22 protein-coding genes are annotated in these 25,576 nt (G+C 40.9%); 4 read left to right on the plus strand and 18 right to left on the minus strand.

Annotated features, from left to right (window positions below; translation table 11 throughout):
* Positions 1 to 188: 188 nt before the first annotated feature.
* Entirely contained in the window at positions 189 to 3,035 is a 2,847-nt protein-coding gene (locus AAHK14_RS03970; RefSeq protein ID WP_065255128.1) for a 2-oxoglutarate dehydrogenase E1 component, read from the minus strand.
* Positions 3,036 to 4,122: 1,087 nt separating this feature from the next.
* Between AAHK14_RS03970 and AAHK14_RS03975 the strand changes: the two genes are divergently transcribed.
* Together AAHK14_RS03975 and AAHK14_RS03980 are read left to right on the plus strand one after the other, a co-directional pair.
* Positions 4,123 to 4,659, plus strand: coding sequence for a helix-turn-helix domain-containing protein (locus AAHK14_RS03975; protein WP_065256690.1), 537 nt, complete (start codon positions 4,123 to 4,125; stop codon positions 4,657 to 4,659).
* Between the two features lie 2 nt (positions 4,660 to 4,661).
* Entirely contained in the window at positions 4,662 to 5,582 is a 921-nt protein-coding gene (locus AAHK14_RS03980; protein WP_346818244.1) for an IS3 family transposase, read from the plus strand.
* A 63-nt stretch (positions 5,583 to 5,645) separates the two neighbouring features.
* On the opposite strand, the gene AAHK14_RS03985 is transcribed toward AAHK14_RS03980, so the two are convergent.
* The 17 genes from AAHK14_RS03985 to sdhC all read right to left on the minus strand — a co-directional run bounded on the left by AAHK14_RS03985 (position 5,646) and on the right by sdhC (position 23,172).
* Positions 5,646 to 10,856 carry a calcium-binding protein gene (locus AAHK14_RS03985; RefSeq protein ID WP_346818225.1) on the minus strand — a complete coding sequence of 1,737 codons (5,211 nt, stop codon included), beginning with the start codon at positions 10,854 to 10,856 and terminating at the stop codon, positions 5,646 to 5,648.
* On the minus strand, positions 10,840 to 11,181 hold the full coding sequence (locus tag AAHK14_RS03990; protein WP_194092768.1) for a hypothetical protein: 342 nt from the start codon (positions 11,179 to 11,181) through the stop codon (positions 10,840 to 10,842). The genes AAHK14_RS03985 and AAHK14_RS03990 overlap by 17 nt, the downstream gene beginning before the upstream one ends.
* Before the next feature lie 216 nt (positions 11,182 to 11,397).
* Entirely contained in the window at positions 11,398 to 12,465 is a 1,068-nt protein-coding gene (locus AAHK14_RS03995) for a hypothetical protein (protein WP_194092769.1), read from the minus strand.
* A 3-nt stretch (positions 12,466 to 12,468) separates the two neighbouring features.
* A complete protein-coding gene (locus tag AAHK14_RS04000; protein WP_281133759.1) occupies positions 12,469 to 13,002 on the minus strand; it encodes a hypothetical protein in 534 nt (177 codons plus the stop codon).
* 332 nt (positions 13,003 to 13,334) lie between these two features.
* Complete coding sequence (locus AAHK14_RS04005; RefSeq protein WP_346818226.1) at positions 13,335 to 14,495, minus strand: hypothetical protein; 1,161 nt, start codon at positions 14,493 to 14,495, stop codon at positions 13,335 to 13,337.
* 2 nt (positions 14,496 to 14,497) lie between these two features.
* Positions 14,498 to 14,956, minus strand: a complete 459-nt coding sequence (locus AAHK14_RS04010; protein WP_065256981.1) for a hypothetical protein — start codon at positions 14,954 to 14,956, stop codon at positions 14,498 to 14,500.
* A 132-nt stretch (positions 14,957 to 15,088) separates the two neighbouring features.
* On the minus strand, positions 15,089 to 15,652 hold the full coding sequence (locus AAHK14_RS04015) for a hypothetical protein (protein ID WP_065256980.1): 564 nt from the start codon (positions 15,650 to 15,652) through the stop codon (positions 15,089 to 15,091).
* Between the two features lie 300 nt (positions 15,653 to 15,952).
* Positions 15,953 to 16,429: a hypothetical protein gene (locus AAHK14_RS04020; RefSeq protein ID WP_065256979.1), complete on the minus strand. Its 477-nt coding sequence runs from the start codon at positions 16,427 to 16,429 to the stop codon at positions 15,953 to 15,955.
* A gap of 124 nt (positions 16,430 to 16,553) precedes the next feature.
* Positions 16,554 to 16,916, minus strand: coding sequence for a hypothetical protein (locus tag AAHK14_RS04025; RefSeq protein WP_065256978.1), 363 nt, complete (start codon positions 16,914 to 16,916; stop codon positions 16,554 to 16,556).
* Between the two features lie 171 nt (positions 16,917 to 17,087).
* Complete coding sequence (locus AAHK14_RS04030) at positions 17,088 to 18,332, minus strand: hypothetical protein (protein WP_346818227.1); 1,245 nt, start codon at positions 18,330 to 18,332, stop codon at positions 17,088 to 17,090.
* Positions 18,333 to 18,334: 2 nt separating this feature from the next.
* Positions 18,335 to 18,760: a hypothetical protein gene (locus tag AAHK14_RS04035; RefSeq protein WP_065256937.1), complete on the minus strand. Its 426-nt coding sequence runs from the start codon at positions 18,758 to 18,760 to the stop codon at positions 18,335 to 18,337.
* A 61-nt stretch (positions 18,761 to 18,821) separates the two neighbouring features.
* A complete protein-coding gene (locus tag AAHK14_RS04040; RefSeq protein ID WP_065256938.1) occupies positions 18,822 to 19,064 on the minus strand; it encodes a hypothetical protein in 243 nt (80 codons plus the stop codon).
* Positions 19,061 to 19,348, minus strand: coding sequence for a hypothetical protein (locus AAHK14_RS04045; protein ID WP_065256939.1), 288 nt, complete (start codon positions 19,346 to 19,348; stop codon positions 19,061 to 19,063). The genes AAHK14_RS04040 and AAHK14_RS04045 overlap by 4 nt, the downstream gene beginning before the upstream one ends.
* 347 nt (positions 19,349 to 19,695) lie before the next feature.
* Positions 19,696 to 20,406, minus strand: a complete 711-nt coding sequence (locus AAHK14_RS04050) for a succinate dehydrogenase iron-sulfur subunit (RefSeq protein WP_029103417.1) — start codon at positions 20,404 to 20,406, stop codon at positions 19,696 to 19,698.
* A 134-nt stretch (positions 20,407 to 20,540) separates the two neighbouring features.
* The gene (gene sdhA, locus AAHK14_RS04055; protein ID WP_156065261.1) at positions 20,541 to 22,394 is read right to left on the minus strand and encodes a succinate dehydrogenase flavoprotein subunit; all 1,854 of its coding nucleotides are present in this window, start codon (positions 22,392 to 22,394) and stop codon (positions 20,541 to 20,543) included.
* A gap of 41 nt (positions 22,395 to 22,435) precedes the next feature.
* Complete coding sequence (sdhD, locus tag AAHK14_RS04060; RefSeq protein ID WP_029103419.1) at positions 22,436 to 22,792, minus strand: succinate dehydrogenase, hydrophobic membrane anchor protein; 357 nt, start codon at positions 22,790 to 22,792, stop codon at positions 22,436 to 22,438.
* Positions 22,792 to 23,172, minus strand: a complete 381-nt coding sequence (gene sdhC / locus AAHK14_RS04065; RefSeq protein WP_029103420.1) for a succinate dehydrogenase, cytochrome b556 subunit — start codon at positions 23,170 to 23,172, stop codon at positions 22,792 to 22,794. The genes sdhD and sdhC overlap by 1 nt, the downstream gene beginning before the upstream one ends.
* A gap of 896 nt (positions 23,173 to 24,068) precedes the next feature.
* Between sdhC and AAHK14_RS04070 the strand changes: the two genes are divergently transcribed.
* Together AAHK14_RS04070 and gltA are read left to right on the plus strand one after the other, a co-directional pair.
* Complete coding sequence (locus tag AAHK14_RS04070) at positions 24,069 to 24,239, plus strand: hypothetical protein (protein ID WP_156065264.1); 171 nt, start codon at positions 24,069 to 24,071, stop codon at positions 24,237 to 24,239.
* Positions 24,240 to 24,253: 14 nt separating this feature from the next.
* Positions 24,254 to 25,531, plus strand: a complete 1,278-nt coding sequence (gltA, locus tag AAHK14_RS04075) for a citrate synthase (protein WP_065256941.1) — start codon at positions 24,254 to 24,256, stop codon at positions 25,529 to 25,531.
* Positions 25,532 to 25,576 lie beyond the last annotated feature (45 nt).

Here is a 25,576-nt window from a genome sequence, read left to right on the forward strand (position 1 = left end):
TAGGGTATTGTTAATTAACCATACCTTTGGGTAAATTTGTAGGGGCAAATGACATTTGCCCTTTGACAAAGTGTTGATTTTTGGGCGAATATGATTCGCCCCTACACGTCCAAATTTGAAAATGTACCTTTAATTGAACAATGCCAAAAATAGAAATAAGCACACAAGTCGTCCTGTGTGCTGTCAAATTACAACTGTTCCACGCTCACGTTCAATGCCTGTGCAATCAAGGCTTTTTGCTGTGCCGCATGGATTTTTGGCGAACCTGTCGCAGGAGCTGCTGCCGCAGGACGACCCGATGCAGGGAGCAGTTTGGCTTTGCCTTCTGTCAAGCGGTGTAGCTCTGGCAACAGATAGTACCACGCACCTTGGTTAAGTGGCTCTTCTTGCGTCCAGATGATTTCGCTAAGATTTGGGTATTTGGCAAGCTCCGCCAAAATACGCGCTTCTGGTAGTGGGTAGAGCTGTTCGATACGCACGATGGCAATGTGGTCAAGCCCTAGCTTACGGCGAGCTTCAAGCAGTTCATAATACACTTTACCGCCACACAGTACCACACGAGTTACCTTGCTGTTGTCAATCGCATCAATCTCAGGTAATACTGTCTCAAATTTGCCATTTGATAAGTCATCAAGCGTTGATGTGGCAAGCGGATGACGAAGTAGCGATTTGGGCGACATGACAATCAGTGGCTTACGAGCCTTTTGCACCACTTGACGGCGTAGAGCGTGGAAAATCTGAGCAGGCGTTGTTGGAGTGATGACCTGCATATTATCCTCAGCACATAGCTGTAAGAAACGCTCCAAACGAGCCGATGAATGCTCAGGACCTTGACCCTCAAAGCCGTGTGGCAGCAGCATAACAAGACCTGATAGGCGTTGCCATTTGGTCTCGCCCGATGAGATGAACTGGTCAATGACCACCTGAGCTCCATTAGCAAAGTCGCCAAACTGAGCCTCCCAAATGATAAGGGCATTTGGCACGGTGGTAGAATAGCCGTATTCAAAGGCAAGTACCGCTTCTTCTGATAGTAGTGAGTTATAGGTGGCAAAACGGGCTTGCCCCTCACGAATGTGCTGTAATGGGATATATAGACTGGCATCTTTTTGGCTGTACAGCTCGCTATGACGGTGTGAGAATGTCCCACGACCCACGTCCTCGCCTGTGATACGCACAAGCGAACCCTCGTCCACAAGCGACGCGTATGCCAATGTCTCGGCAGCACCCCAGTTCATGGGCTCTTGCCCTGTTTGCATGGCAAGGCGTTGCTCTAATACCTTGGCAACTTGGCGTTGTAATTCAAAGCCTTCTGGTACTTTTGCCATCGCTTGTGCGTAGGATTTGAGCTTCTCAACAGGTACGCCAGTTTGGACGTCATCGGTCAAGCCATGACCCACATAAGGCGACCAATCCACAAACAGACTGGTATCAGGCTCTTTGGCAAGTCCGTGAGCCACATCCTCGCCATTGTCTAGGGCGATGCGATAGTCGTCTTCAATTTGGGCAGATTCTTCTTTGGTCAATACACCCTCGGCAACCAACTTGTCAGCATATTGGGTGCGAGTGGTGGGCAGTTTTTTGATGACTTGATACATGAGTGGCTGAGTCGCTGACGGCTCGTCCGATTCGTTGTGTCCGTTACGGCGATAGCAGACAATGTCAAGCACGACATCACGACCGAACTCGGTGCGATAGTCTAGCACAAGCTGGCTTGCGAACACCACCGCTTCTGGGTCATCGCCATTGACGTGCAAGACAGGGGCGTGTACCATTTTAGCAACGTCCGTGCAGTACTCGGTAGAGCGTGCATCATCAGGGCGAGATGTGGTAAAGCCCACTTGGTTGTTGATGACGACATGCACCGTACCGCCTGTCTTGTAGGCACGGGTTTGCGACATCTGGAAAGTCTCTTGGTTGACGCCTTGACCTGCAAACGCCGCATCACCATGCACCACGATAGGTAGTACCGTGCTGTTGTCAATGTCATAACCATACGCTTCGCTACGGCGGGCTTGTCTGGCACGCACCGAGCCTAGCATGACAGGAGAGACGATTTCTAAGTGAGACGGGTTAAACGCCAACGCAAGGTGCATCTCTCCGCCTTTGGTGATGACGTTTGAGCTAAACCCATTGTGGTATTTCACATCGCCTGAGCCGACCGTTGGCTGAACTTTACCATCAAATTCATCAAACAGGGCAGATGGGTTTTTACCCATGATATTAACCAGTAGGTTCAAGCGACCACGGTGAGCCATGCCGATGACGACTTCTTTGGTGCCATACGTTCCCACACGCTGAATCATCTCATGCACCGCAGGGATAAAGCTCTCGCCCCCTTCTAGACCAAAACGCTTAACGCCCGTATATTTACGAGCCAGATATTTTTCTAGACCCTCAGCAGCGGTCAAACGGTCAAGGATTTCTAATTTTTTGTCTTTGTCAAATCTGATAAAGCCTTGATTTTGCTCAATGTATTTTTCAATCCATTTTTTCTCGGTGGCGGTAAAGACATGCATGTACTCATAGCCAATGCTACCGCAGTAGATACGCTCACAAATCTCGATAATCTCACGCAGTGTCGCTGACTCTTTGCCGATGTGCATGAGTGTGGTTGGGAAAGTCGTGTCAAGGTCAGCCTCGGACAGACCATGATAAGCCAAGGTCAAATCCTCAATACCGTCACGCTTTTGTAGTCCCAACGGGTCAATCTTAGCGACACGATGTCCGCGACGACGATAGGCACTGATAAGCTGTTGCACTGCCATCTGTTTGGGGTCGCAGTCGCCTGTCCCAACGGTCTGCACAGTAGGGCGAGCGTTGGTTTGGTTGCGGGCTAGGAGCAAGAACTGCTCTTTGATGGCATTGTGCGGGGCATCGCCTGCTTGCTCATAATCGGCAAAGTATTTTTGCCACTCGATGCTTACACTTGCCTTATCCGCCAAATAGTCCTCGTACAACGCCTCAATATACGCTGCACCATCTGCGGTGAGTTCGGTGCTTTGATAAGCCACCGTATCTTTACTACTTTTTGTCATAATATTCGCCATATTATTTTTGAGAAAAATTTGATACATTTGTTGCATTAGGTCAGCGAATGATGAGCATGGCAAAACCTTCTGTCGGCAAAATCATCTCGCTCACTCTAAAATCTATCCATGAATCTGTCCCAAATAAGCCAAAGACAGTTTCATCAAATAAATACTGTATAGTTTACGCCATTTGACAAAATATAACAAGTTACAAAGGGTTTTAAAATGTGAATAGAGTTTAATTTTTGAAAAAAAAACATATGCTTTTACATTTATTTCAATCTAAAATTTCAATAGATTTATATTTTAAAAAACATTATTTTAAATTTTTAATCGAAACTGGTCATTTGCCCATTCTAGTACCAAGGAGAGTACCGCTACCATCAAATCACCTTAACGTCCATGCCACTAACCTGTCTGTCGATACCAATGCCATACGCAAAAATAAAAATGTCGGTTAAAACATCCATTACCAGCACAGAGACAAATAGTTTTGACACAAACACCTCTAATGTTAAAAAATTAACAATAGCGACAATCTCAGACGTTGCACCTTTTAATTTTTCTGATGAAAAAGGAGTCATTACAGGTTTTGATTCTGATGTATTGCATTGCCAAAAACAAAAAGCTTAACATCCAATTTAAACCAACAACATTTGAAAGCTTATTTTGCCGAAATTAGATTCTAGAATCAGCGATATGGTACCACTGCCATTTTCCAAACCGAAAAGTGCACATCAAAATACGGTACACCCAATGCCTATTATGCCAAAATACCTGTATTCTTCTATCTTGCTGATAACCCAAAACTAGCAAGTATCACCCTAACCCCTTATCAGACATAAACAGGGATGCAAGCAAAAAAAATCACATCCTACTCCGACAAAGCCAACTGCACTTTTTAGCCAATAAAAATAACACCAAACTACCACAAACACTCAATAAAGGCATTGATGAGTTAGTCAAAAATGGCGAGATAAAAACCATTGCTCAAAAATATGGCATGGAATAATTCGCTTTAATCATAAAAAATAAGGCATTTGATTGAACCGCACCCCAAAAGTTAGACACACTAACCTTTGGGGTGCTTTTTATGGCAAAATACACAACCGACTTTAAACTGTCTGTGATTGGGTATTATCTTAATCATCATGGCTACAAACAAACCGCCAAACACTTTAATCTAAACCACACAACCGTAGAGCTATGGGTTAAACTCTATCAAGCACATGGCATTGATGGCATAAAAAGACGACACACAAAGGCTGTCTATGACACAGATTTTAAGCTTAATGCCGTTCAAGCCATACAACAGGGCAAATCGCTTACACAACTTGCCATAGAGCTTAATCTGCCACAACCTTCTTTACTGTCAACTTGGTTAAAGTCCTACCAAGCCTTTGGTATAATGGGACTAATACCCAAACCCAAAGGCAAAAAAGCAATGTCAAACAAACACAACGCTAATAAAACCAAATCAACTTGGAAAACCAAACAAGACCACGAAAAAAGTGTGGATGATTTGCTTGATGAACTTGCCTATCTTAGAGCAGAGAATGACTATCTAAAAAAGCTAGATGCCTTAATTCGTCAAAAGGAACAATCAGTACAAACAAAGAACAAGTCCTGATCATCCAAGAATTAAGGCATAAGCACAAACTTGCTGACTTATTGGCAGTGTCAAACTTGCCAAGAAGTGTGTTTTATTACCACATTCGTCAAAGTACAAAGCCTGACAAAGACCTTGACTTAAAAGAACACATTAACCACATCTACCACCAACACAAGGGCAGGTATGGTTATCGTAGAATCACATCAGAGCTTAACAATCAGCTTGCCCAAAAAGGCATGGTCATTAATCATAAACGAGTGCAACGACTGATGGCTAAACTTGGACTCAAAGCATTGGTTCGTCGTCAACGTAAGTTTAATACTTACAAAGGCACAATGGGCAAAGATACCATTCAGGACAATATACTCAAAAGAGACTTTAAAGCAGACAAACCCAATCAAAAGTGGGCAACAGACATCACAGAGTTTAAAGTACAAGACAAGGCAAATGATGGCAGTGTCATTCAAAGAAAACTCTACCTATCGCCCATCATCGACTTGTTTAATGGTGAGATTGTCAGTTATACGATGAAGGACAGACCAACGTATGAGTTGGACAAAGAGATGTTAAATGATGCCCTATCCAAGCTAAGCCAAGAAAAGATGGATGACAAACCCATCATTCATTCAGACCAAGGCTGGCACTATCAAATGCACCAGTATCAACAAACCCTAAAAGAACAAGGCTTAACCCAAAGCATGTCAAGAAAAGGCAATTGTTTGGATAATGCTGTGATAGAGAGCTTCTTTGGTACGCTAAAACAAGAGATATTTTATGAGACAACCACATTTACATCAACAGATGAACTTAAACAAGTGATTGATGAGTACATACACTACTACAATCATGATAGAATAAAGAGCAAATTAAAAGGACTAAGTCCTGTTAAGTACAGAAACTTAGTCCAATTAGGGTTAATACAACCACTTGCAACAACCTAACCTTTAATCTTATGTCTAAGATTTGGGGGTCGGTTCAGATGATGCCTTATTTTTATGATTACTTTACAAAATCAAACCTTCACCCTGATTGAGTTGGTTCAACACACCATCGATGTTATTTGAATATATATCAGCGATTGCTATTTTTTCAAACATCTCATCCTTACCATCAATATCAATCATCATCGTAATATTTTTGGTACCTGATTTCTCAAAATGAATATAATCACCAAAATTGTCCATGATTGATTTGTCAGCAAAAAGTCCTGTTAGATCAATCTTATCTCCTTGCTTTAGATCAAAATCAGCAATTTTATCAAATCCAATCTGGCTAACATCTACCACCAAACCCACATCCAAAGAGAACACAAAAGTGTCCGCTCCTGCACCTCCTTGCAAATAATCATCGCCAGCACCACCATTTAAGATGTCATCGCCGTTACCGCCATTTAGGGTGTCGTTACCATCTTGACCAAATAGGAGGTCATCGCCGTTACCGCCATTTAGGGTGTCACTGCCATTACCGCCATCTAAAACATCGTTGCCAGCACCTGTCGTAACACGATCATTGCCATCTTGCCCATAGACTTCAGTTTTGCCGCCAGTAGCGTTGAAAACGTCGTTGCCAGCACCCAGATGGGCGATGCTCTGAGATTTCCATTGCGCTATATTATGATTATCGTTATTATCTGTGCCGTGATAGGTGGCAACTTTTGTTGCCATCAGTTCGGCAAGACTGACTGTTTGGTCAGCAAATTCGAAGTTTTCAATATGATAAGAGTCACCGTACTCGAAGTTTTGAATGGTAACACTATTTGAGTCTGATGTTTTAAGGATTAAATCTTGACCTTTTAACAAGACTTGAACTGCAGACAGATTAACATCTGTAAAACGGATGGTGTCTTGATGGCGATTCTCAGTATTCCAATCATATTCATAAATCACATCATTGCCGTAATCACCACTAAAGATGTAAGTGTCATTGCCATTTTTATGACCTGAATTGCTTAAATAATCATCGCCAGCACCACCATTTAAGATGTCATCGCCGTTACCGCCATTTAGGGTGTCACTGCCATTACCGCCATCTAAAACATCGTTGCCAGCACCTGTCGTAACACGATCATTGCCATCTTGCCCATAGACTTCAGTTTTGCCGCCAGTAGCGTTGAAAACGTCGTTGCCAGCACCCAGATGGGCGATGCTCTGAGATTTCCATTGCGCTATATTATGATTATCGTTATTATCTGTGCCGTGATAGGTGGCAACTTTTGTTGCCATCAGTTCGGCAAGACTGACTGTTTGGTCAGCAAATTCGAAGTTTTCAATATGATAAGAGTCACCGTACTCGAAGTTTTGAATGGTAACACTATTTGAGTCTGATGTTTTAAGGATTAAATCTTGACCTTTTAACAAGACTTGAACTGCAGACAGATTAACATCTGTAAAACGGATGGTGTCTTGATGGCGATTCTCAGTATTCCAATCATATTCATAAATCACATCATTGCCGTAATCACCACTAAAGATGTAAGTGTCATTGCCATTTTTATGACCTGAATTGCTTAAATAATCATCGCCAGCACCACCATTTAAGATGTCATCGCCGTTACCGCCATTTAGGGTGTCACTGCCATTACCGCCATCTAAAACATCGTTGCCAGCACCTGTCGTAACACGATCATTGCCATCTTGCCCATAGACTTCAGTTTTGCCGCCAGTAGCGTTGAAAACGTCGTTGCCAGCACCCAGATGGGCGATGCTCTGAGATTTCCATTGCGCTATATTATGATTATCGTTATTATCTGTGCCGTGATAGGTGGCAACTTTTGTTGCCATCAGTTCGGCAAGACTGACTGTTTGGTCAGCAAATTCGAAGTTTTCAATATGATAAGAGTCACCGTACTCGAAGTTTTGAATGGTAACACTATTTGAGTCTGATGTTTTAAGGATTAAATCTTGACCTTTTAACAAGACTTGAACTGCAGACAGATTAACATCTGTAAAACGGATGGTGTCTTGATGGCGATTCTCAGTATTCCAATCATATTCATAAATCACATCATTGCCGTAATCACCACTAAAGATGTAAGTGTCATTGCCATTTTTATGACCTGAATTGCTTAAATAATCATCGCCAGCACCACCATTTAAGATGTCATCGCCGTTACCGCCATTTAGGGTGTCACTGCCATTACCGCCATCTAAAACATCGTTGCCAGCACCTGTCGTAACACGATCATTGCCATCTTGCCCATAGACTTCAGTTTTGCCGCCAGTAGCGTTGAAAACGTCGTTGCCAGCACCCAGATGGGCGATGCTCTGAGATTTCCATTGCGCTATATTATGATTATCGTTATTATCTGTGCCGTGATAGGTGGCAACTTTTGTTGCCATCAGTTCGGCAAGACTGACTGTTTGGTCAGCAAATTCGAAGTTTTCAATATGATAAGAGTCACCGTACTCGAAGTTTTGAATGGTAACACTATTTGAGTCTGATGTTTTAAGGATTAAATCTTGACCTTTTAACAAGACTTGAACTGCAGACAGATTAACATCTGTAAAACGGATGGTGTCTTGATGGCGATTCTCAGTATTCCAATCATATTCATAAATCACATCATTGCCGTAATCACCACTAAAGATGTAAGTGTCATTGCCATTTTTATGACCTGAATTGCTTAAATAATCATCGCCAGCACCACCATTTAAGATGTCATCGCCGTTACCGCCATTTAGGGTGTCGTTACCATCTTGACCAAATAGGAGGTCAGAATTTTTAGTTCCAGTCAACCGATCATTACCAGCACCTGCAAACACAGCACCGCCATTTAAATGATTATCTTGTGCATCGCCCATCTTAATTGGTAATTCTCTATCAATCTTAAAATCAATACCATTTATCCAACCATCCAATTCATGTTTTGGCATGCTAGATACAACATGCTCTATCAAATTAACCAACTTATCTCTACCAACAATGTTAGGTTGTGTTTGCACTTGAAGATAAGCAAAATACTCCATGATATCGCCAAAGGCAGACATTGCGGTTTGACCACCTACATCTAACCTTGCCTTAAAGTCGCTCACCAGTCGGTTAATGTCCAAACCAAACAGAAGATTACCATCTTTGACATCCACCACAATATCTATCAAATCGCCATAACGATTCTGAACAGTTTGCGGATAGAGTCCACTATAAACAGACTTAATCAGCCTATCATAAGTATCATTGATAATTTTGGTTGTTTTTTCAAAGTCTTTGACGTTAGCATAAAACATGTTATCTGTTTTTGTGCTCATGAAACTATCGATAACACCAATTTTATATTTGATTTTATCAAACTCTGCCATGCCCATTGTATCAATTATTGTAGCACCGCCACTGCCTGCAATGCCCACCGCACCTTTTTGGGAACTAGAGCTTCTTATCGACAAGAAAATCGGCTTTTCATAATCTTGATAATCAGGATCGGTTTTTGCCCACGCTTTGAGCAAGCCGTCCATCATTGACAGCTGTTCATCTTTGCTTTTGGCATTTAGGTAATTGACGACGATATTTCTAAGCTCAGAAGATAGTGTCATTGCCTCGCTTAGACTTCTGACACGCCCAGAGCCTTGTAGATTTGGCAATCTGTCATCTGTATTTTTTACACCATCGAGATGTTTGGTGTACACACCATGAAAGTTAAAATTCACATCGCCCATGACACCTGTTTTGCCATCATGTTTCTCATAACTGCCAAGCTGAGTCAGTTTATTGCCTCCTGTCAGGTTTTTGTCTACATCTTGATAATCAAGGTTTAAGGCACCAATGCCAAGCTCATGAAGTCCAAATAACTCCCCAACATCACTCACGCCATCACTGTCCAAATCACGCCATACTCTAAGCTCATCAAACTTGGTATCATCGGCATTAATCTTGCCATTACCATCGCTGTCTAGGTCGGCAAGTGCCTCATAGCCGTGCTTGGCGGTCTCACCTGTGCTCAAAATCGTGCTGTCACCAAACACCTCTCGCCCATCATTAATAACACCATCGCCATTGCGGTCTAATACAAGGATACCATCATCTTTTTTCACCCAGCCTGTCGCATGAGCAATGCCATCACCGTCATGATCAAAAACAGCTTTCTTTAATTTATCATAAGCAATCGTCTCTATGCCATCACCATCTAAGTCGAGTACGATTGGATCATAGAAATAATGAAACCCTGAGCGGTTGATACCTGTCCATTTGGCAAAGGCTTCGGCGAGGTCATCAGGGAGGTCATCAAAGGGGTTGGGAAGTTTAAAGTCATCAAAAAAGTCTTCGGCTTGCTGTTTCCATTTATTAAAAGCATCTTCGGCGGCTTGTCTATATTTATCAAAAGCATCAGCAAGGTTATCGGAGACTTCTTTGAAAGTGTCGGAAACCTCTTTGGCTAACTCTTTGGCGATTTGTTCAGCCTTTTGAGTAGCTTCCTTAACTGCCTCCTCAGCACTTTTTACACCATCTTTAAGGGCTTGTTCGGCGGTTTTGTAGGCATCTGCGATTTTTTGTTCGGCGGTCTTATAGGCATCGGTAGCTTTTTGGATGGCATTATTAACTTTCTCAGCACCATTTGCCATTGCCTCATTGATGGCTTTATCCATATTGATGGCAGCCTCGCCAACTTTGGGGGCGAGTTTATCCATAGAATCTCTAAATGCTTTGCCAGAGGCGATGTCATTTAAAGTGTTTTTGGTGTTATTTATGCCATTGGTGATGGCGTTGTGGGTGTTAATGGCAGTTTCGCCAACATTATTAGCAATTTGGTCTGCTAGACCGGATGTCATTCCATTTATAGAGTTAGCTAGCTTTTGCACATCATCTAAATCGGGCAATGTAATTGCACCCCTGCTTGTAGCAATGGCAGTGCCGGTAACGGTAAGACTTATCAATGTGGCAACCCCCAAGGTTGCTGGGTTTGCAAGAACGGCAACACCTCCAATTACAGCGAGTATATTTCCTGTGATTGCCAATATATCTGCTGGGTTTATAGGTTTGCCATTTTTAATGTCATCATTAATCTTTGCCGTTGTAATAACTGCCGCCATTGGAGAAAAGGCAAAAGCCCCTGGGGGAGATACAGACATGGTTCCAGCGAGTATCTGAGCCACACTATTTAATGTACCGATACTTGTTCCAGACTCTTTCGATGATGCAACATTATCGTAGGTTCCAGCAGCTCCCGATACGACAGAGCCAGTGTTTATAATACTCATAGTAATCCCTCTATCTAAAAAAATCATTAACTATTATCACAGTAACCAGTATTAGTGGATACAAAATGGCAAAGACATTAAATAGCTTTTTGGTTTTTTCCATCTGAGAGCTAAAATAATCATTTTCACCAAAATCTTTCTGCCATTTTTTTATATAACCTTTAAAGCCGTTAAAATAAACAAACCCAAAGATTAAATGAGCTTCACTTTTTTTCATCATGTAATCAAAATCTACTTTAAGATAATAATAACATGTTAATAAAAAACTAGAAATGATGACAACAATGCCAAAATAACGAAGTAGCATTAAATATCTATCAATTTTTTCTATATCTATGTTATCTTTCATCATGTTTTCTCCAAATGAATTTTCCAAAAATTAGTCCACAGCCTAGATAAAGCAATAGCAACACCAACATTTTAAGCCTTAATACACTAAGCTTTATTGTCAAAACCTAGCCCACCAAAGCCCACAACCAACTGATTATAAACCCATTCATTCACAAACACAACATTTGCTCTCTATGTATGGGTTTTCTTAACTGTAGAGCGAATTATTTTATAACAATCAAGCTACCCATCTTTCTTCTTCATTGATTGCAGGTATGTTGAGATTATCATGAATAAATAACGCCCTTTTATAACCATCTATCCCTAAGATGTCAATCAGACCATTACCATTTAAGTCCAAGGTAAGTGGGTCATAGAAATAATGAAACCCTGAGCGGTTGATACCTGCCCATTTGGCAAAGGCTTCGGCAAGGTCATCAGGGAGGTCATCAAAGGGGTTGGGGAGATTGAGATCAGCAATCTTATCCAAAATGTCTTTTAAAGTATCCTTGATTTTTTCCGCCAGATCCTCCATTTCTTTGCTAAGCTCATCACCTTCTTTTGAAAGATTAATACCAAACTCCATGATTGGTGTTAGCAGTTTTTCAAGTAATTTGGTTGGGCTGTGGTTTTCGCTCTTTCTAGCCTCATCAATAGCTTCGGAAACAAATTTACCCAACCTAGAATCAGAGATATAGCTCCCCATATTGTCCAACAGTTGTCCAATGGTCAAATTTTCATCAACCGAATTAGCAGCGACCCCCAAACCAACACTCATTGAACCTGCACCCACCGCCACTACTGTTGATAAGCCCGCCACTGGTGCACCAACAGGAGCCCCAACCCCTGTCGCAGTAGCAGCTGCACCGCCCATTGCCGCAATAGAGGCAGAACTTGAAACCGTCCCTGTTAGATTAGATAATAAACTTAACACTTCTTTGGCTTTAACTTGCGACCAGTCGCCTCTGTTAGCCTTTAATTCTCCAGAAATATCAATACCATCTTTTACGGTTCCCGCCAAATTAAACCCAAAACCAGTCCAGCCCAATTTTCTCGCTGTCTTTGTGGCTAAAAATCCGTTTTCTTTTCCCGGCAGTGTAGCCACCATATCTGCTGTCTGCACCGCACCGACCGCCAGCTGACCTGTACCAATAACAACATCAGTTCCAGTAGAAACAGTCGGATTTGGTACAAATGAGCCAGTATTACCAGCGTTATTAAGCCCATTAGTACCATTAGCCATGACAGTAACCGCTCCTGATACCGCATCGGCATTTTCTTTTGAAATCTTAGGTAGGGTTGCCATTATTTATTCCTCATTAAAGTGTGGTTGAGAGCCAATATATTTATAACCAAACAAAAACATCAAAGAAAACATCGCCCAAGTTCCAAATATGAAAAGGGGAATACCTTTGTGGTCAACTCGCATTCTTTTAATGCTTACTTCTTTACTTCTTATAGGGATAAGTTTACCATCTTGCCAGATGGTTAAGGAGATTAGCTGAGGGTATGGGTTGTTTAACCACAGTAGTGGTTTCTGGGTGTACCAACCTATCTCTCCGTATTTGCCATGCACCAAGCGAATATCACCATACACGGTTTCAAGCAATTCAGGATTAACCCAACAACCACTATACTCTATATAATCATAAGCAGAATAGCCACATTTAAAATACATGGTCCGACCATCATCAGTATGCATTTGTATGTGTTTAACACTACTGCGACCTCGTTGTGTCTGAAAATGCTCAGTAACCACAAACATCTTACCCTTAGTATAGTGTATCTCATCATCAGTAGGAATGTGCCAACCCTTACATATCAACAATAAAAAGATTGTCATACATATAGCAAAACCCAAACACAGCCAGAATGAAAATCGATTGAATGAGTTTAGGTTTTTATAGCTTTTAATCAAAAAATTTATCATTAGAATATTTGTTTACAAAAGTACCGTTTATTGTATAAAATATTTGAATAAATAGCAAGCATATGATGATAAAAGCTACTTCACCCTATCAAACAGCTCGTAGGTTGGGTTGAACGACAGTGAAACCCAACATTTTAAGCCTTAATACACTAAGTTTTATTATCAAGACCTAGTCCACCAAAACCAACAAATTATGCACCCATTCATTCACTCACAAACATAACATCTATCTTCTTTTATAACAATCAAGCCGCCCATCTTTCTTCTTCATTGATTGCAAGTATACTTATATTATTATGATTAAATAATGCTCTTTGTGTGGTAATCACACCATCACCATCTAAGTCGAGTACAATGGGATCATAGAAATAATGAAACCCTGAGCGGTTGATACCTGTCCATTTGGCAAAGGCTTCGGCGAGGTCATCAGGGAGGTCATCAAAGGGGTTGGGAAGTTTAAAGTCATCAAAAAAGTCTTCGGCTTGCTGTTTCCATTTATTAAAAGCATCTTCGGCGGCTTGTCTATATTTATCAAAAGCATCAGCAAGGTTATCGGAGACTTCTTTGAAAGTGTCGGAAACCTCTTTGGCTAACTCTTTGGCGATTTGTTCAGCCTTTTGAGTAGCTTCCTTAACTGCCTCCTCAGCACTTTTTACACCATCTTTAAGGGCTTGTTCGGCGGTTTTGTAGGCATCTGCGATTTTTTGTTCGGCGGTCTTATAGGCATCGGTAGCTTTTTGGATGGCATTATTAACTTTCTCAGCACCATTTGCCATTGCCTCATTGATGGCTTTATCCATATTGATGGCAGCCTCGCCAACTTTGGGGGCGAGTTTGTCTATGGAATCTCTAAATGCTTTACCAGAGGTGATGTCATTAAATGTGTTTTTGGTATTGTTGATACCGTTAGTGATGGCATTGTGGGTATTTATGGCGGTGTTGCCGACAGATTTTGATAGCTCATTTAAGTTGTGATTCACTTTTTGATCAACCACTGTGGCGACATCATTATAAAAGTCAATAATTACATCTTTATTGTTTGCCAAAGCCCCCAATGCAGTAACTGTAAACCCTATCCCAACAACCACAGGTGCACTTACTGTTGCTCCTGCTAGTAACCCCATAGTACCAACAAATGTTAGCACATTGCCTGTTACTGCCATGACATCGCCTGTGGATACAGTATTGCCATTTTTTAAGTCAGACATAATCTTTGCAGTCGTGATTGTTGCCGCCATAGGGGCAGTCATTAATGCAGTAACTGGATTTAGAGAACCAAAAGCAGCGACAGTTTGAGCTGAATTGCTAACGGTATTCATTTGATTGTTTGGATCTTTTGCTATACCACTAGCAGAATCTGCACTCACTATTGCGACTGAACCTTTTTCAAGTAGTTTAACAACCATGACTATTCTCCTACTGAGTTAATTTTAATAAGATAAGGTATTTTCTTATCTCGTACTTTTTTACCAAAATCTTCGTAATATTCTGTGCTGTATGTTAAACATACCAAATCACCTTGTTTGGCATTTTTTAACATTTTTTTATTTTCTTGATAGAGATCAGATTTTGATTTTGCAAGATTTGCATTTCTGACAAAATGCAACTCCTTACCATGATTATTTTTAATTGAAAAATAATCAATGTTTCTATTTCTAGGGTCATCAGAATCAGGGGAGGAATACAAATCAATCAAATGTCCACACTCATCTTTTGACGCTGATTGGAGTTTTTTTGTTTCATTGGGTTTTAAGTAGAAATAATAAACAGCAGAGAAAAATAAAGCCATCACAACAATAAAAATGATTTGCTCTTTAAAAGACCGCACAAGATGTTCTGTTGAGCCGTATTCTGGTTCTTTTGACATATAGTTTATTCCCAATAATTGGCAGTAACACCAAACTTTAACTTAGCGTAATTAAATGCTGTCATTTTGCTTGCTCCTTATCTTTGCTAAAAATTAAATCAATTTTGAAATCTTAGGTAGAGTTGCCATTATTTATTCCTCATTAAAGTGTGGTTGAGAGCCAATATATTTATAACCAAACAAAAACATCAAAGAAAATATTACCCAAACTCCAAGAATAAAAAAAGAGACTTCACTAGGATGACTCTGCATGCTTTGAATGGTTACTTCTTTGTTTCTTATAGGGATAAGTTTACCATCTTGCCAGATGGTTAAGGAGATTAGCTGAGGGTATGGGTTGTTTAACCACAGTAGTGGTTTCTGGGTGTACCAACCTATCTCTCCGTATTTGCCATGCACCAAGCGAATGTTATTTCTGGCAGAGTCGTTATGCCCAATACTGCCATAAGCTGATTTAATTAAATCAGGATCAGCCCAACAACCACTATACTCTATATAATCATAAGCAGAATAGCCACATTTAAAATACATGGTCTGACCATCATCAGTATGCATTTGTATGTGTTTAACACTACTGCGACCTCGTTGTGTCTGAAAATGCTCAGTAACCACAAACATCTTACCCTTAGTATAGTGTATCTCATCATCAGTAGGAATGTGCCAACCCTCACATATCAACAATAAAAAGATTGTCATACATATAGCAAAAACCAAACACAGCCAGAATGAAAATCGATTGAATGAGTTTAGGTTTTTATAGCTTTTAATCAAAAAATTTATCATTAGAATATTTGTTTACAAAAGTACCGTTTATTGTTTGTATAGAATATTTGAATAAATAGCAAGCATATGATGATAAAAGCTACTCCACCTTATCGAACAGCTCGTAGGTTGGGTTGAACGACAGCAACACCCGACATGTTAAGCCTTAATGCACTAAGTTTTATTATCAAAACCTAACCCACCAAAGCCGACAACCAACACATTTTACACCCACTAAACCTCTCTTATTTTAAAGTAAATATAAACACGTTCATGCTTGGTTTTTTCAAATACGATGTTACGACCACCATAACATTGGGAAATTTTAAAATCTGGTACAGCCTTTCCAGTAACTTTATACATTCTTGGGTTTCCCTTATCATGTGAATTAAACACTATAATCCACCTATACGAATCACTCTTACCAAAAAAACCATTAATTCTTTGCTCAATAAAATTTTTCGAACGCTCACCAATTACAATTTCGTTAAATGACAACGATTGATAAGATGGCACAACACACAACACATCATTTTTACCATATTCAATATAATCACCAATATGAAATTGATTGTGTTTTGTGAGTTCACTGGCAATGGTATCAGACAAAAATCCATCAAATTTTCTAGGGAAAATATGATAATAATATCCTAAACCATATATCGCCATACAAAAAAATATTAGCACAATACATTTTATTTTAAAAGTCATAGCAATTCCTTAATATTTTATCATCATTTAATGATAAAATATTTAATAATATTTTATCACGCTTAAAAATATGCCATAACAAATTTTTGTATTTTTGACCATCGCCTATGATTAACCACAAAATCTATTTTGAATATATCAGCAGAAATGATAAAAATAATGCTGTTATACATGTTGATTTTAAAAACTCATATAATGCATATAAAATGACCATGTATGATGGATATAAATTTTTGTAAGCATATTTATCATCAGATTGAATATTTATTTCATTATTCACTCTTTTTTTGAAATCACCGTCAATCTTATTAAATAATACCATATAACCAATTGATAAAGATGTATGATACTTATTGTAAGAACTTAAACCTAATTCTGTATATCCATAATGATTAGTCATTAATAAAGCAAACATAACCACTGGATAACCAATAAAACCAAGCCACCCTGCTGGCTCTGAAAATTTTTGATAATTGGTATCACTCATCATAAATCCCATGATTTAGTCCGTAGGTTGGGCAAAGCGATAGCAACACCCAACATGTTAAGCCTTAATGCACTAAGTTTTATTATCAAAACCTAACCCACCAAAACCTACAACCAACAAATTATGCACCCATTCACTCACAAACATAACATCTATCTTCTTTTATAACAATCAAGCCGCCCATCTTTCTTCTTCATTGATTGCAAGTATACTTATGTTATTATGATTAAATAACGCTCTTTGTGTGGTAACCATACCGTCATGATCAAAAACAGCTTTCTTTAATTTATCATAAGCAATCGTCTCTATGCCATCACCATCTAAGTCGAGTACGATTGGATCATAGAAATAATGAAACCCTGAGCGGTTGATACCTGTCCATTTGGCAAAGGCTTCGGCGAGGTCATCAGGGAGGTCATCAAAGGGGTTGGGAAGTTTAAAGTCATCAAAAAAGTCTTCGGCTTGCTGTTTCCATTTATTAAAAGCATCTTCGGCGGCTTGTCTATATTTATCAAAAGCATCAGCAAGGTTATCGGAGACTTCTTTGAAAGTGTCGGAAACCTCTTTGGCTAACTCTTTGGCGATTTGTTCAGCCTTTTGAGTAGCTTCCTTAACTGCCTCCTCAGCACTTTTTACACCATCTTTAAGGGCTTGTTCGGCGGTTTTGTAGGCATCTGCGATTTTTTGTTCGGCGGTCTTATAGGCATCGGTAGCTTTTTGGATGGCATTATTAACTTTCTCAGCACCATTTGCCATTGCCTCATTGATGGCTTTATCCATATTGATGGCAGCCTCGCCAACTTTGGGGGCGAGTTTGTCTATGGAATCTCTAAATGCTTTACCAGAGGTGATGTCATTAAATGTGTTTTTGGTATTGTTGATACCGTTAGTGATGGCATTGTGGGTATTTATGGCGGTGTTGCCGACAGATTTTGATAGCTCATTTAAGTTGTGATTCACTTTTTGATCAACCACTGTGGCGACATCATTATAAAAGTCAATAATTACATCTTTATTGTTTGCCAAAGCCCCCAATGCAGTAACTGTAAACCCTATCCCAACAACCACAGGTGCACTTACTGTTGCTCCTGCTAGTAACCCCATAGTACCAACAAATGTTAGCACATTGCCTGTTACTGCCATGACATCGCCTGTGGATACAGTATTGCCATTTTTTAAGTCAGACATAATCTTTGCAGTCGTGATTGTTGCCGCCATAGGGGCAGTCATTAATGCAGTAACTGGATTTAGAGAACCAAAAGCAGCGACAGTTTGAGCTGAATTGCTAGCGGTATTCAAATCATTTCTGCTTTCTGGTTCTTTATCAATTTCTTGTTTTGCACCATTAATGGAATCTGCACCTGCTATTGTTGCTGAACCATAGGACAAACCTTTTTCAATTAATTTAGCATTCATATTTACTCTCCTACTGAGTTAATTTTAATAAGATAAGGTATTTTCTTATCTCGTACTTTTTTACCAAAATCTTCGTAATATTCTGTGCTGTATGTTAAACATACCAAATCACCTTGTTTGGCATTTTTAGCACCCAAATCAGATCTTCTACTTCTCACAAAATGCAAATCTTCACCCTGCTTGTTTTTAATTGAAAAATAATCAATGTTTCTATTTCTAGGGTCATCAGAATCAGGGGAGGAATAAAACTCAATAAGATGTCCACACTCATCTTTTGACGCTGATTGGAGTTTTTTTGTTTCATTGGGTTTTAAGTAGAAATAATAAACAGCAGAGAAAAATAAAGCCATCACAACAATAAAAATGATTTGCTCTTTAAAAGACTGCACAAGATGTTCTGTTGAGCCGTATTCTGGTTCTTTTGACATATAGTTTATTCCCAGTAATTGGCAGTAACACCAAACTTTAACTTAGCGTAATTAAATGCTGTCATTTTGCTTGCTCCTTATTTTTACCAAAAATTAATTCAATGTATATAATAACAATAATTAAAATCAAAAACCACTTTGTATATCCAGTTTTCTCAAAATAACTTTGCACTCTACCTATATCACTCTTTGGCGTAGAAACATAGATAATTTCTTGGGTCGTTTGGTTGACAAACTTACCTCTAAGGATAATAACATCATTAATATTATTATTCTTTCTATCTGTAAACGAGACAATACTCACACCATAACCAGTAAAATCATAGCCAAAATTTTTTTATCAGAGCAAAGGGCATTTTCTGTGCCAACAAACTCGCCACATTTTGCACTATATGCCCTACCATGATTATCCCTGACGTAGACACTTGTGCCTTTTTTATTATTGACATTATAAGACAACCCATCAAGAAGGTCTATTGAGATATACCTATCCTCTTCTATAATTGCAATAATGGGCTTTATAGATAAAATGATTGGTATAGGTAAAAAAATAAAGAAAAATAGGATTTTTCTTTTGATTGCACTCATATTTGCCTCCCTACTGATATATAAAAATTATATAAATATTTATAACATCTTTCAAAACCTAATTTTTGGAAAAACCCATGCCAAACAAAAAATTAAATTACCAGTCAAAAAATTTAAACCATTGTAGACCTATTCATCAAATAATGCAAAGGAAATAAGCGTATACTCAGATAAATTTAAAATCGCCCCAATTCATAATCACAAAGTGCGTATGACACACCCACGCTCAAAATGGCGTTTGTGGTACTTTTGTGGTTTGGACATCATTCACAACACAAAAAGCAAACCCAATTTACAATAAAAAACCGCACTTGAATAAGCACGGTTTTAAAAAGCACCAAACTAATTTAGCCACCAGCGTCAAGTAGCATATTACGAATATGACCGATAGCCTTAGTGGGGTTTAGACCCTTAGGACACACAGACACGCAGTTCATGATACCACGGCAACGGAACAAGCTAAATGGGTCATCAAGCCTGGCCAGACGAGCTTGAGTGTCGGTATCACGGCTGTCGATGATAAAGCGGTAGCCGTTAAGTAGGGCTGACGGCCCCAAGAACTTATCTGGGTTCCACCAAAATGACGGGCAAGAAGTCGAACAGCACGCACACAAGATGCACTCATAAAGTCCGTTCATCTTCTCACGGTCTTCTGGCGACTGCAAACGCTCTTTTGGCGGAGCGGGTTGTGAATTGATTAAAAATGGATGAACTTTCTCGTACTGGGCGTAGAATTGGTTCATGTCCACCACCAAGTCTTTGATGACTGGCAAACCTGGTAGGGGACGAACGATGATTTTCTCGGGCAAGGTGTTCATGTTGATAAGACACGCCAAGCCGTTTTTGCCATTGATGTTCATACCGTCCGAGCCACAGATACCCTCACGGCATGAACGGCGGAATGTCAAGGTTTCGTCCATCTTTTTAAGACGCAATAATACGTCAAGCAACATACGGTCGGTATCTAGTAGCTCAATCTCATATGTTTGCATATAAGGGGCTTTGTCTTTGTCTGGGTCGTAGCGATAAATCTCTACAATGCGTTTGCCTCGACTCATGGGTTTCTCCATTGGGAATTTGGGATTTTTAACTGTTTTGTTAAAAAAGACCTAATTTAAATTTGAAATGACACATTTTGCAAATTCATCTGTATAAGTTGGGCTTTTACACCCAACTTATCAATTTGTCAAAATTAGAACGTACGCACTCGTGGCTCACAATACTCCACAGTCAAAGGCTGTTTGCGTACAGGCTTATAAATCACACGGTTATCCTCAGAGTACCATAGCGTATGCTTCATCCACTCATGGTCGTTACGTCCTAGTGGGGCGTAGCTGTCATCTTCTGGCTTTTCATAGTCTAGCACGCTGTGAGCCCCACGGCATTCATGACGCAAGGATGCTGATAGCATGGTCGCTTTTGCCACTTCATATAGGTTGGCAACTTCGAGTGCCTCAATGCGAGCGGTGTTAAAGACGGCTGATTTGTCTTTTAGGTGGATTTGGGCAACTTTTGGAGCCAATGCCATGATTTTTTCTACGCCTTCGTCCATGAGTGCTTGCGTACGGAACACGCCAGCATGAGCCTGCATGGTATTACGAATCTCATCGGCAACTTCTTGGGCGTTGTAGCCTTCGGTAGAGTTTTGTAGCTTATCAAGACGAGATTGGGTAAAGTCTAGCACTCGCGGGTCAAGTGGCTTATAACTGCGGTCTGATTTGGCAAATTCGTCTAGGATATGCTGACCTGCCGCACGACCAAACACCACTAGGTCAAGCAGTGAGTTCGTGCCTAGACGGTTTGCACCGTGTACTGACACACACGCACATTCGCCAATGGCGTACAAGCCTTTAACCACACGACCTTCGGTATATAGACCTTGTTCGTCCACATGACCGTCTAGCACAGGCACGGTTACTTGACCGTGAATGTTGGTTGGGATACCGCCCATCATATAGTGAATGGTAGGCACGACAGGCACGGCTTCTTTGGCGATGTCCACGTTGGCAAAGTTGTGGCTAATCTCAAACACAGACGGCAAACGCTTCATCAAGGTGTCCAGACCCAAATGCGTCATGTCCATCAAAATGTAGTCGCCATTAGGACCACAGCCACGCCCTTCTTTAATCTCTTGGTCCATAGAACGAGAGACGAAATCACGGGGGGCTAAGTCTTTTAGTGTCGGTGCATAACGCTCCATGAACGGCTCACCATGCTTGTTACGCAAAATCGCACCTTCACCACGACAGCCTTCGGTCAAAAGCACGCCCGCTCCTGCCACGCCTGTGGGGTGAAATTGCCAAAATTCCATGTCTTGCAAAGGAATGCCTGCACGCACCGCCATGCCAAGACCGTCCCCTGTGTTGATGTAGGCGTTGGTTGAGGCACGGAAAATACGTCCTGCACCGCCTGTTGCTAGGATTGTGGTCTGAGCTTGGAATACTGAGATGTTGCCTGTTTCTTGGTCAAGGGCAATCACGCCATTGATATTGCCGTCTGCGTCCTTGATAAGGTCAAGGGCAATCCACTCCACAAAAAACTGCGTGCCTTTTTCTAGGTTCTTTTGGTACAGAGTGTGCAAAAGAGCGTGTCCTGTACGGTCGGCTGCCGCACACGCACGGGGAACAGGTTTTGCTCCGTATTCGGCAGAGTGTCCACCAAACGGACGCTGATAAATCGTGCCGTCTGCGTTACGGTCAAAAGGCATACCCATATGCTCAAGCTCGTACACGACTTTTGGGGCTTCACGGCACATATATTCAATGGCGTCTTGGTCGCCCAGCCAGTCAGAGCCTTTAACGGTGTCATAAAAGTGAAAATGCCAGTTGTCAGGACTCATGTTACCCAATGACGCACCGATACCCCCTTGGGCGGCAACAGTGTGGCTACGGGTTGGGAATACTTTGGTCAAAACGGCAACTTTCATACCGCCTTCAACGAGCTGTAAAGACGCTCTCATGCCTGAACCGCCACCGCCAACGATGACCGCGTCAAAGTTTAGGGTGGGGATATTTTCAATGGGTTTTTCTGGTGCTAATGCCATAATTATTTTTCCTATGAATATTTAAAAAGGACGATTTTGGAAAATTACCAAAAAATCATCACACCCCAAAACAGATACGCCAAAATGGCAACGATGACCACGCCTTGTAGAGCAATACGCAGTCCTGACGATTTGACATAGTCGGTAAATACCGTCCACATACCCACCCATGCGTGAAACACGAGCGACAAAATCGCCACAAGGCTAAATAACTTCATGGGCAAGCTCATCATAAAGCCATGCCATGCTTGATAATCCACTTGATTAAATAGGAAAAATCCTACCAACACCACAGAATAAAGGGCAAGCACCACCGCACTGATACGTTGTAGCACCCAATCACGAGAGCCTGAACCTGTCAGACCTGTGGCACTTTTAATGCCTGAATTGTTTCTTTTCATTAGAACATCACCCACACAAAGGACGCAATAATCAAGACAAATGCGATAACAAAGCTCACAATCGCCGCCGTCTTACCTGATTTGAACTCTTCGTTCATGCCAAGGTCAGCAAGTAAGTGCTTAACTCCCATGACAAAATGGTAAGCGGTCGCCGCCACAAAAATCCACGCCACAAACCTAAGGGCGATATTATTTAGCACCGTCTCAAACCCTTCTGGCGATGACAGTGATGTCTGTAAAATACACAGCATGACAGGCACAAGCAAAAACAGCACAATGCCTGATACACGGTGCAAAATAGAAGCCATAGCGATTGGGGACTTTGAGTTCACCGCAATCACTTGGCTTAGGGGTAAGTTAATCGGTCGGTTATCTTTCACGAGCGGGCGTCCTTATCAAAATGAGCCGTACAAAACGAACAAGACGGCAAGGAGAGCTGGCTTTTTGGGTGATTTTTGCCACAATTAAAATACAAAACGGCCTTTCAATTGTAAAATTAAAAACTTAAAATATCGGTTTTGGTTTTATCCGCCAAATCTGATGAGTTACCCTACATAAGTCGGCATGAGCATCATGAATATTATATAGAAAGATATTTTAAATTTTTAAACGCAAAAAATCACACCGTCAGGCTGTCTTTAAAAATAAGAAGTCTGAACACAGCGTTAAATCAATGTCGCTTGTATCACACAGTATCAGCGTGCCAAGCAACCATGCAAAAGCCATCAGGCTTAAACACTTCGCTATTTTTACTTTTACAAATCATTAAAAATCTTTAATCTTTTAAAAACCTTGTCCAAACAGCACATTTGAGAGCATTTATCGGTAAAATTTCACAGGCTTTTACCAAACTTTTTGTTAAATTTTTTGTGAAATTATCACAAAACTTATCACAAAATTTATCAAATGTCGTGTTACCCTATTGACAATGAAATTGATTATCGTTTTTTAAAATGACCTGCCAAGTTAAACAGATAAATTATAAAACGCTTGAACAAATTTTACAAACAAAATTACAACTTTTATGTAACCGACGTCAAATTTTTTGCTAAAATTTTAACCACTTTGACGATAATATTGTTACAAAATATGTCAAAAAATCCGTATGATGGCTAAGGTTTTTACGATTTGGACGGTCGGAACAAGATAAGCTTAGGCAAAAAAGTGAATGAGTGTAAGGACTTGGAGATTAATTACAATTTTTTAAGGAATTTATCGTGCTAGGGCTTGTAAGTTTGGCAAAGTTTTTGTATCATCATGATACTTGATGGTGATGATGAGCAACATGCCTTTGCTTTGGCAAACGGACGCACGTTGCAAGGAATTCAGCGACCAACAAGACCAAGGACATCATGCTCGGTTACCTGCCAGCATGCAAATTCACAATGCCAAATTAGCCCAAACCAAGCAGGATAAGGCTTTTGGGTCAGGATTTAGGCACCATTAAATAAGGTTATTATTATGACACAACAAGTGAAATTAGTCGTGGACGGCACGGAATATGAAATGCCAGTCCTAGAAAGCACATTAGGTCGCCCTGTATTGGACGTAAGTGCGGTGGCAAAAGCAGGTCTTTGGACATATGACCCAGGATTCATGGCGACCGCCCCCGTAGAATCCAAAATCACTTATATTGACGGCGACAAAGGCGAGCTTTTGCACCGTGGCTATGCCATTGACGATTTGGCGGACAATGCCGACTACCTAGAAGTCTGCTATGCCCTACTCTATGGCGACTTGCCAAACGCCGAAGAAAAAGACAAATTCTACGCACGCATCACAAGCCACATGGCAGTACATGACCAGTTGCGTAAATTCTTTGAAGGTTTTCGCCGTGATGCCCACCCAATGGCGATTATGCTTGGCGTGGTCGGTGCGTTGTCAGCGTTTTATCACAACCACCTAGACATCTCAGACCCACAACATCGTGATGACACTTGTGTGGACTTGATTGCAAAAGCCCCAACGCTTGCTGCCATGAGCTACAAATACTCAATTGGCGAGCCGTTCATGTATCCACGCAAGGATTTTAGCTACGCCGAAAACTTCCTATATATGATGTTTGCCACCCCTGGCGACAAAGATTACAAGCCAGACCCTGTATTGGTCAAAGCGATGGACAAAATCTTTACCCTACACGCTGACCACGAGCAAAACGCATCAACATCAAGCGTACGTTTGGTAGGCTCAACAGGTGCCAACCCTTATGCCTGTATCGCAGCAGGTATCGCTGCCCTATGGGGGCCATCACACGGTGGTGCCAACGAAGCGGTATTGACCATGCTTGATGAGATTGGCTCTATCGAAAATGTTGCTCCATTCATGGAAAAAGTTAAGACCAAAGAAGCCAAGCTCATGGGCTTTGGACACCGTGTCTATAAGAACTTTGACCCCCGTGCCAAAGTCATGAAAGAGACTTGCGATGAAGTGTTAGGTGCCTTGGGCGTAAATGACCCCAAGCTTGCCCTTGCTATGGAGCTAGAAAAAATCGCACTAAACGACCCCTACTTCATTGAGCGTAAGCTCTATCCAAACGTAGACTTCTACTCTGGCATCATCCTAAAAGCGATTGGCATTCCAACGTCTATGTTCACTGTTATCTTTGCCCTAGCTCGCACGGCAGGCTGGATTGCTCACTGGACAGAAATGCACTCAGAAGCATTCAAAATCGGTCGTCCACGTCAGCGTTATGTGGGTGAAAAACACCGTGCTTTTGTCAAAGTGGAAGACCGCAAATAATGCCTGTCTTTTAACAAATGACCATAAAATCCCCCAAGCGATTGG

Origin of the sequence: Moraxella sp. K1664, assembly GCF_039693965.1 — a bacterium.
Classification (GTDB): Bacteria; Pseudomonadota; Gammaproteobacteria; order Pseudomonadales; family Moraxellaceae; genus Moraxella.

Coding starts and splice junctions, on each gene's coding strand:
- AAHK14_RS03985 (WP_346818225.1), bottom strand. CDS start 10,856: ATGATTTTTTTAGATAGAGGGATTACTATGAGTATTATAAACACTGGC.
- AAHK14_RS04070 (WP_156065264.1), top strand. CDS start 24,069: ATGAGCAACATGCCTTTGCTTTGGCAAACGGACGCACGTTGCAAGGAA.
- AAHK14_RS03995 (WP_194092769.1), bottom strand. CDS start 12,465: ATGGCAACCCTACCTAAGATTTCAAAAGAAAATGCCGATGCGGTATCA.
- AAHK14_RS04005 (WP_346818226.1), bottom strand. CDS start 14,495: ATGGTTGTTAAACTACTTGAAAAAGGTTCAGTCGCAATAGTGAGTGCA.
- AAHK14_RS04050 (WP_029103417.1), bottom strand. CDS start 20,406: ATGAGTCGAGGCAAACGCATTGTAGAGATTTATCGCTACGACCCAGAC.
- sdhD (WP_029103419.1), bottom strand. CDS start 22,792: ATGAAAAGAAACAATTCAGGCATTAAAAGTGCCACAGGTCTGACAGGT.
- AAHK14_RS04010 (WP_065256981.1), bottom strand. CDS start 14,956: ATGTCAAAAGAACCAGAATACGGCTCAACAGAACATCTTGTGCGGTCT.
- AAHK14_RS03975 (WP_065256690.1), top strand. CDS start 4,123: ATGGCAAAATACACAACCGACTTTAAACTGTCTGTGATTGGGTATTAT.
- gltA (WP_065256941.1), top strand. CDS start 24,254: ATGACACAACAAGTGAAATTAGTCGTGGACGGCACGGAATATGAAATG.
- AAHK14_RS04000 (WP_281133759.1), bottom strand. CDS start 13,002: ATGACAATCTTTTTATTGTTGATATGTAAGGGTTGGCACATTCCTACT.
- AAHK14_RS03990 (WP_194092768.1), bottom strand. CDS start 11,181: ATGATGAAAGATAACATAGATATAGAAAAAATTGATAGATATTTAATG.
- AAHK14_RS04025 (WP_065256978.1), bottom strand. CDS start 16,916: ATGAGTGATACCAATTATCAAAAATTTTCAGAGCCAGCAGGGTGGCTT.
- AAHK14_RS04030 (WP_346818227.1), bottom strand. CDS start 18,332: ATGAATGCTAAATTAATTGAAAAAGGTTTGTCCTATGGTTCAGCAACA.
- AAHK14_RS04035 (WP_065256937.1), bottom strand. CDS start 18,760: ATGTCAAAAGAACCAGAATACGGCTCAACAGAACATCTTGTGCAGTCT.
- AAHK14_RS04020 (WP_065256979.1), bottom strand. CDS start 16,429: ATGACTTTTAAAATAAAATGTATTGTGCTAATATTTTTTTGTATGGCG.
- AAHK14_RS03970 (WP_065255128.1), bottom strand. CDS start 3,035: ATGACAAAAAGTAGTAAAGATACGGTGGCTTATCAAAGCACCGAACTC.
- AAHK14_RS04015 (WP_065256980.1), bottom strand. CDS start 15,652: ATGACAATCTTTTTATTGTTGATATGTGAGGGTTGGCACATTCCTACT.
- AAHK14_RS04045 (WP_065256939.1), bottom strand. CDS start 19,348: ATGAGTGCAATCAAAAGAAAAATCCTATTTTTCTTTATTTTTTTACCT.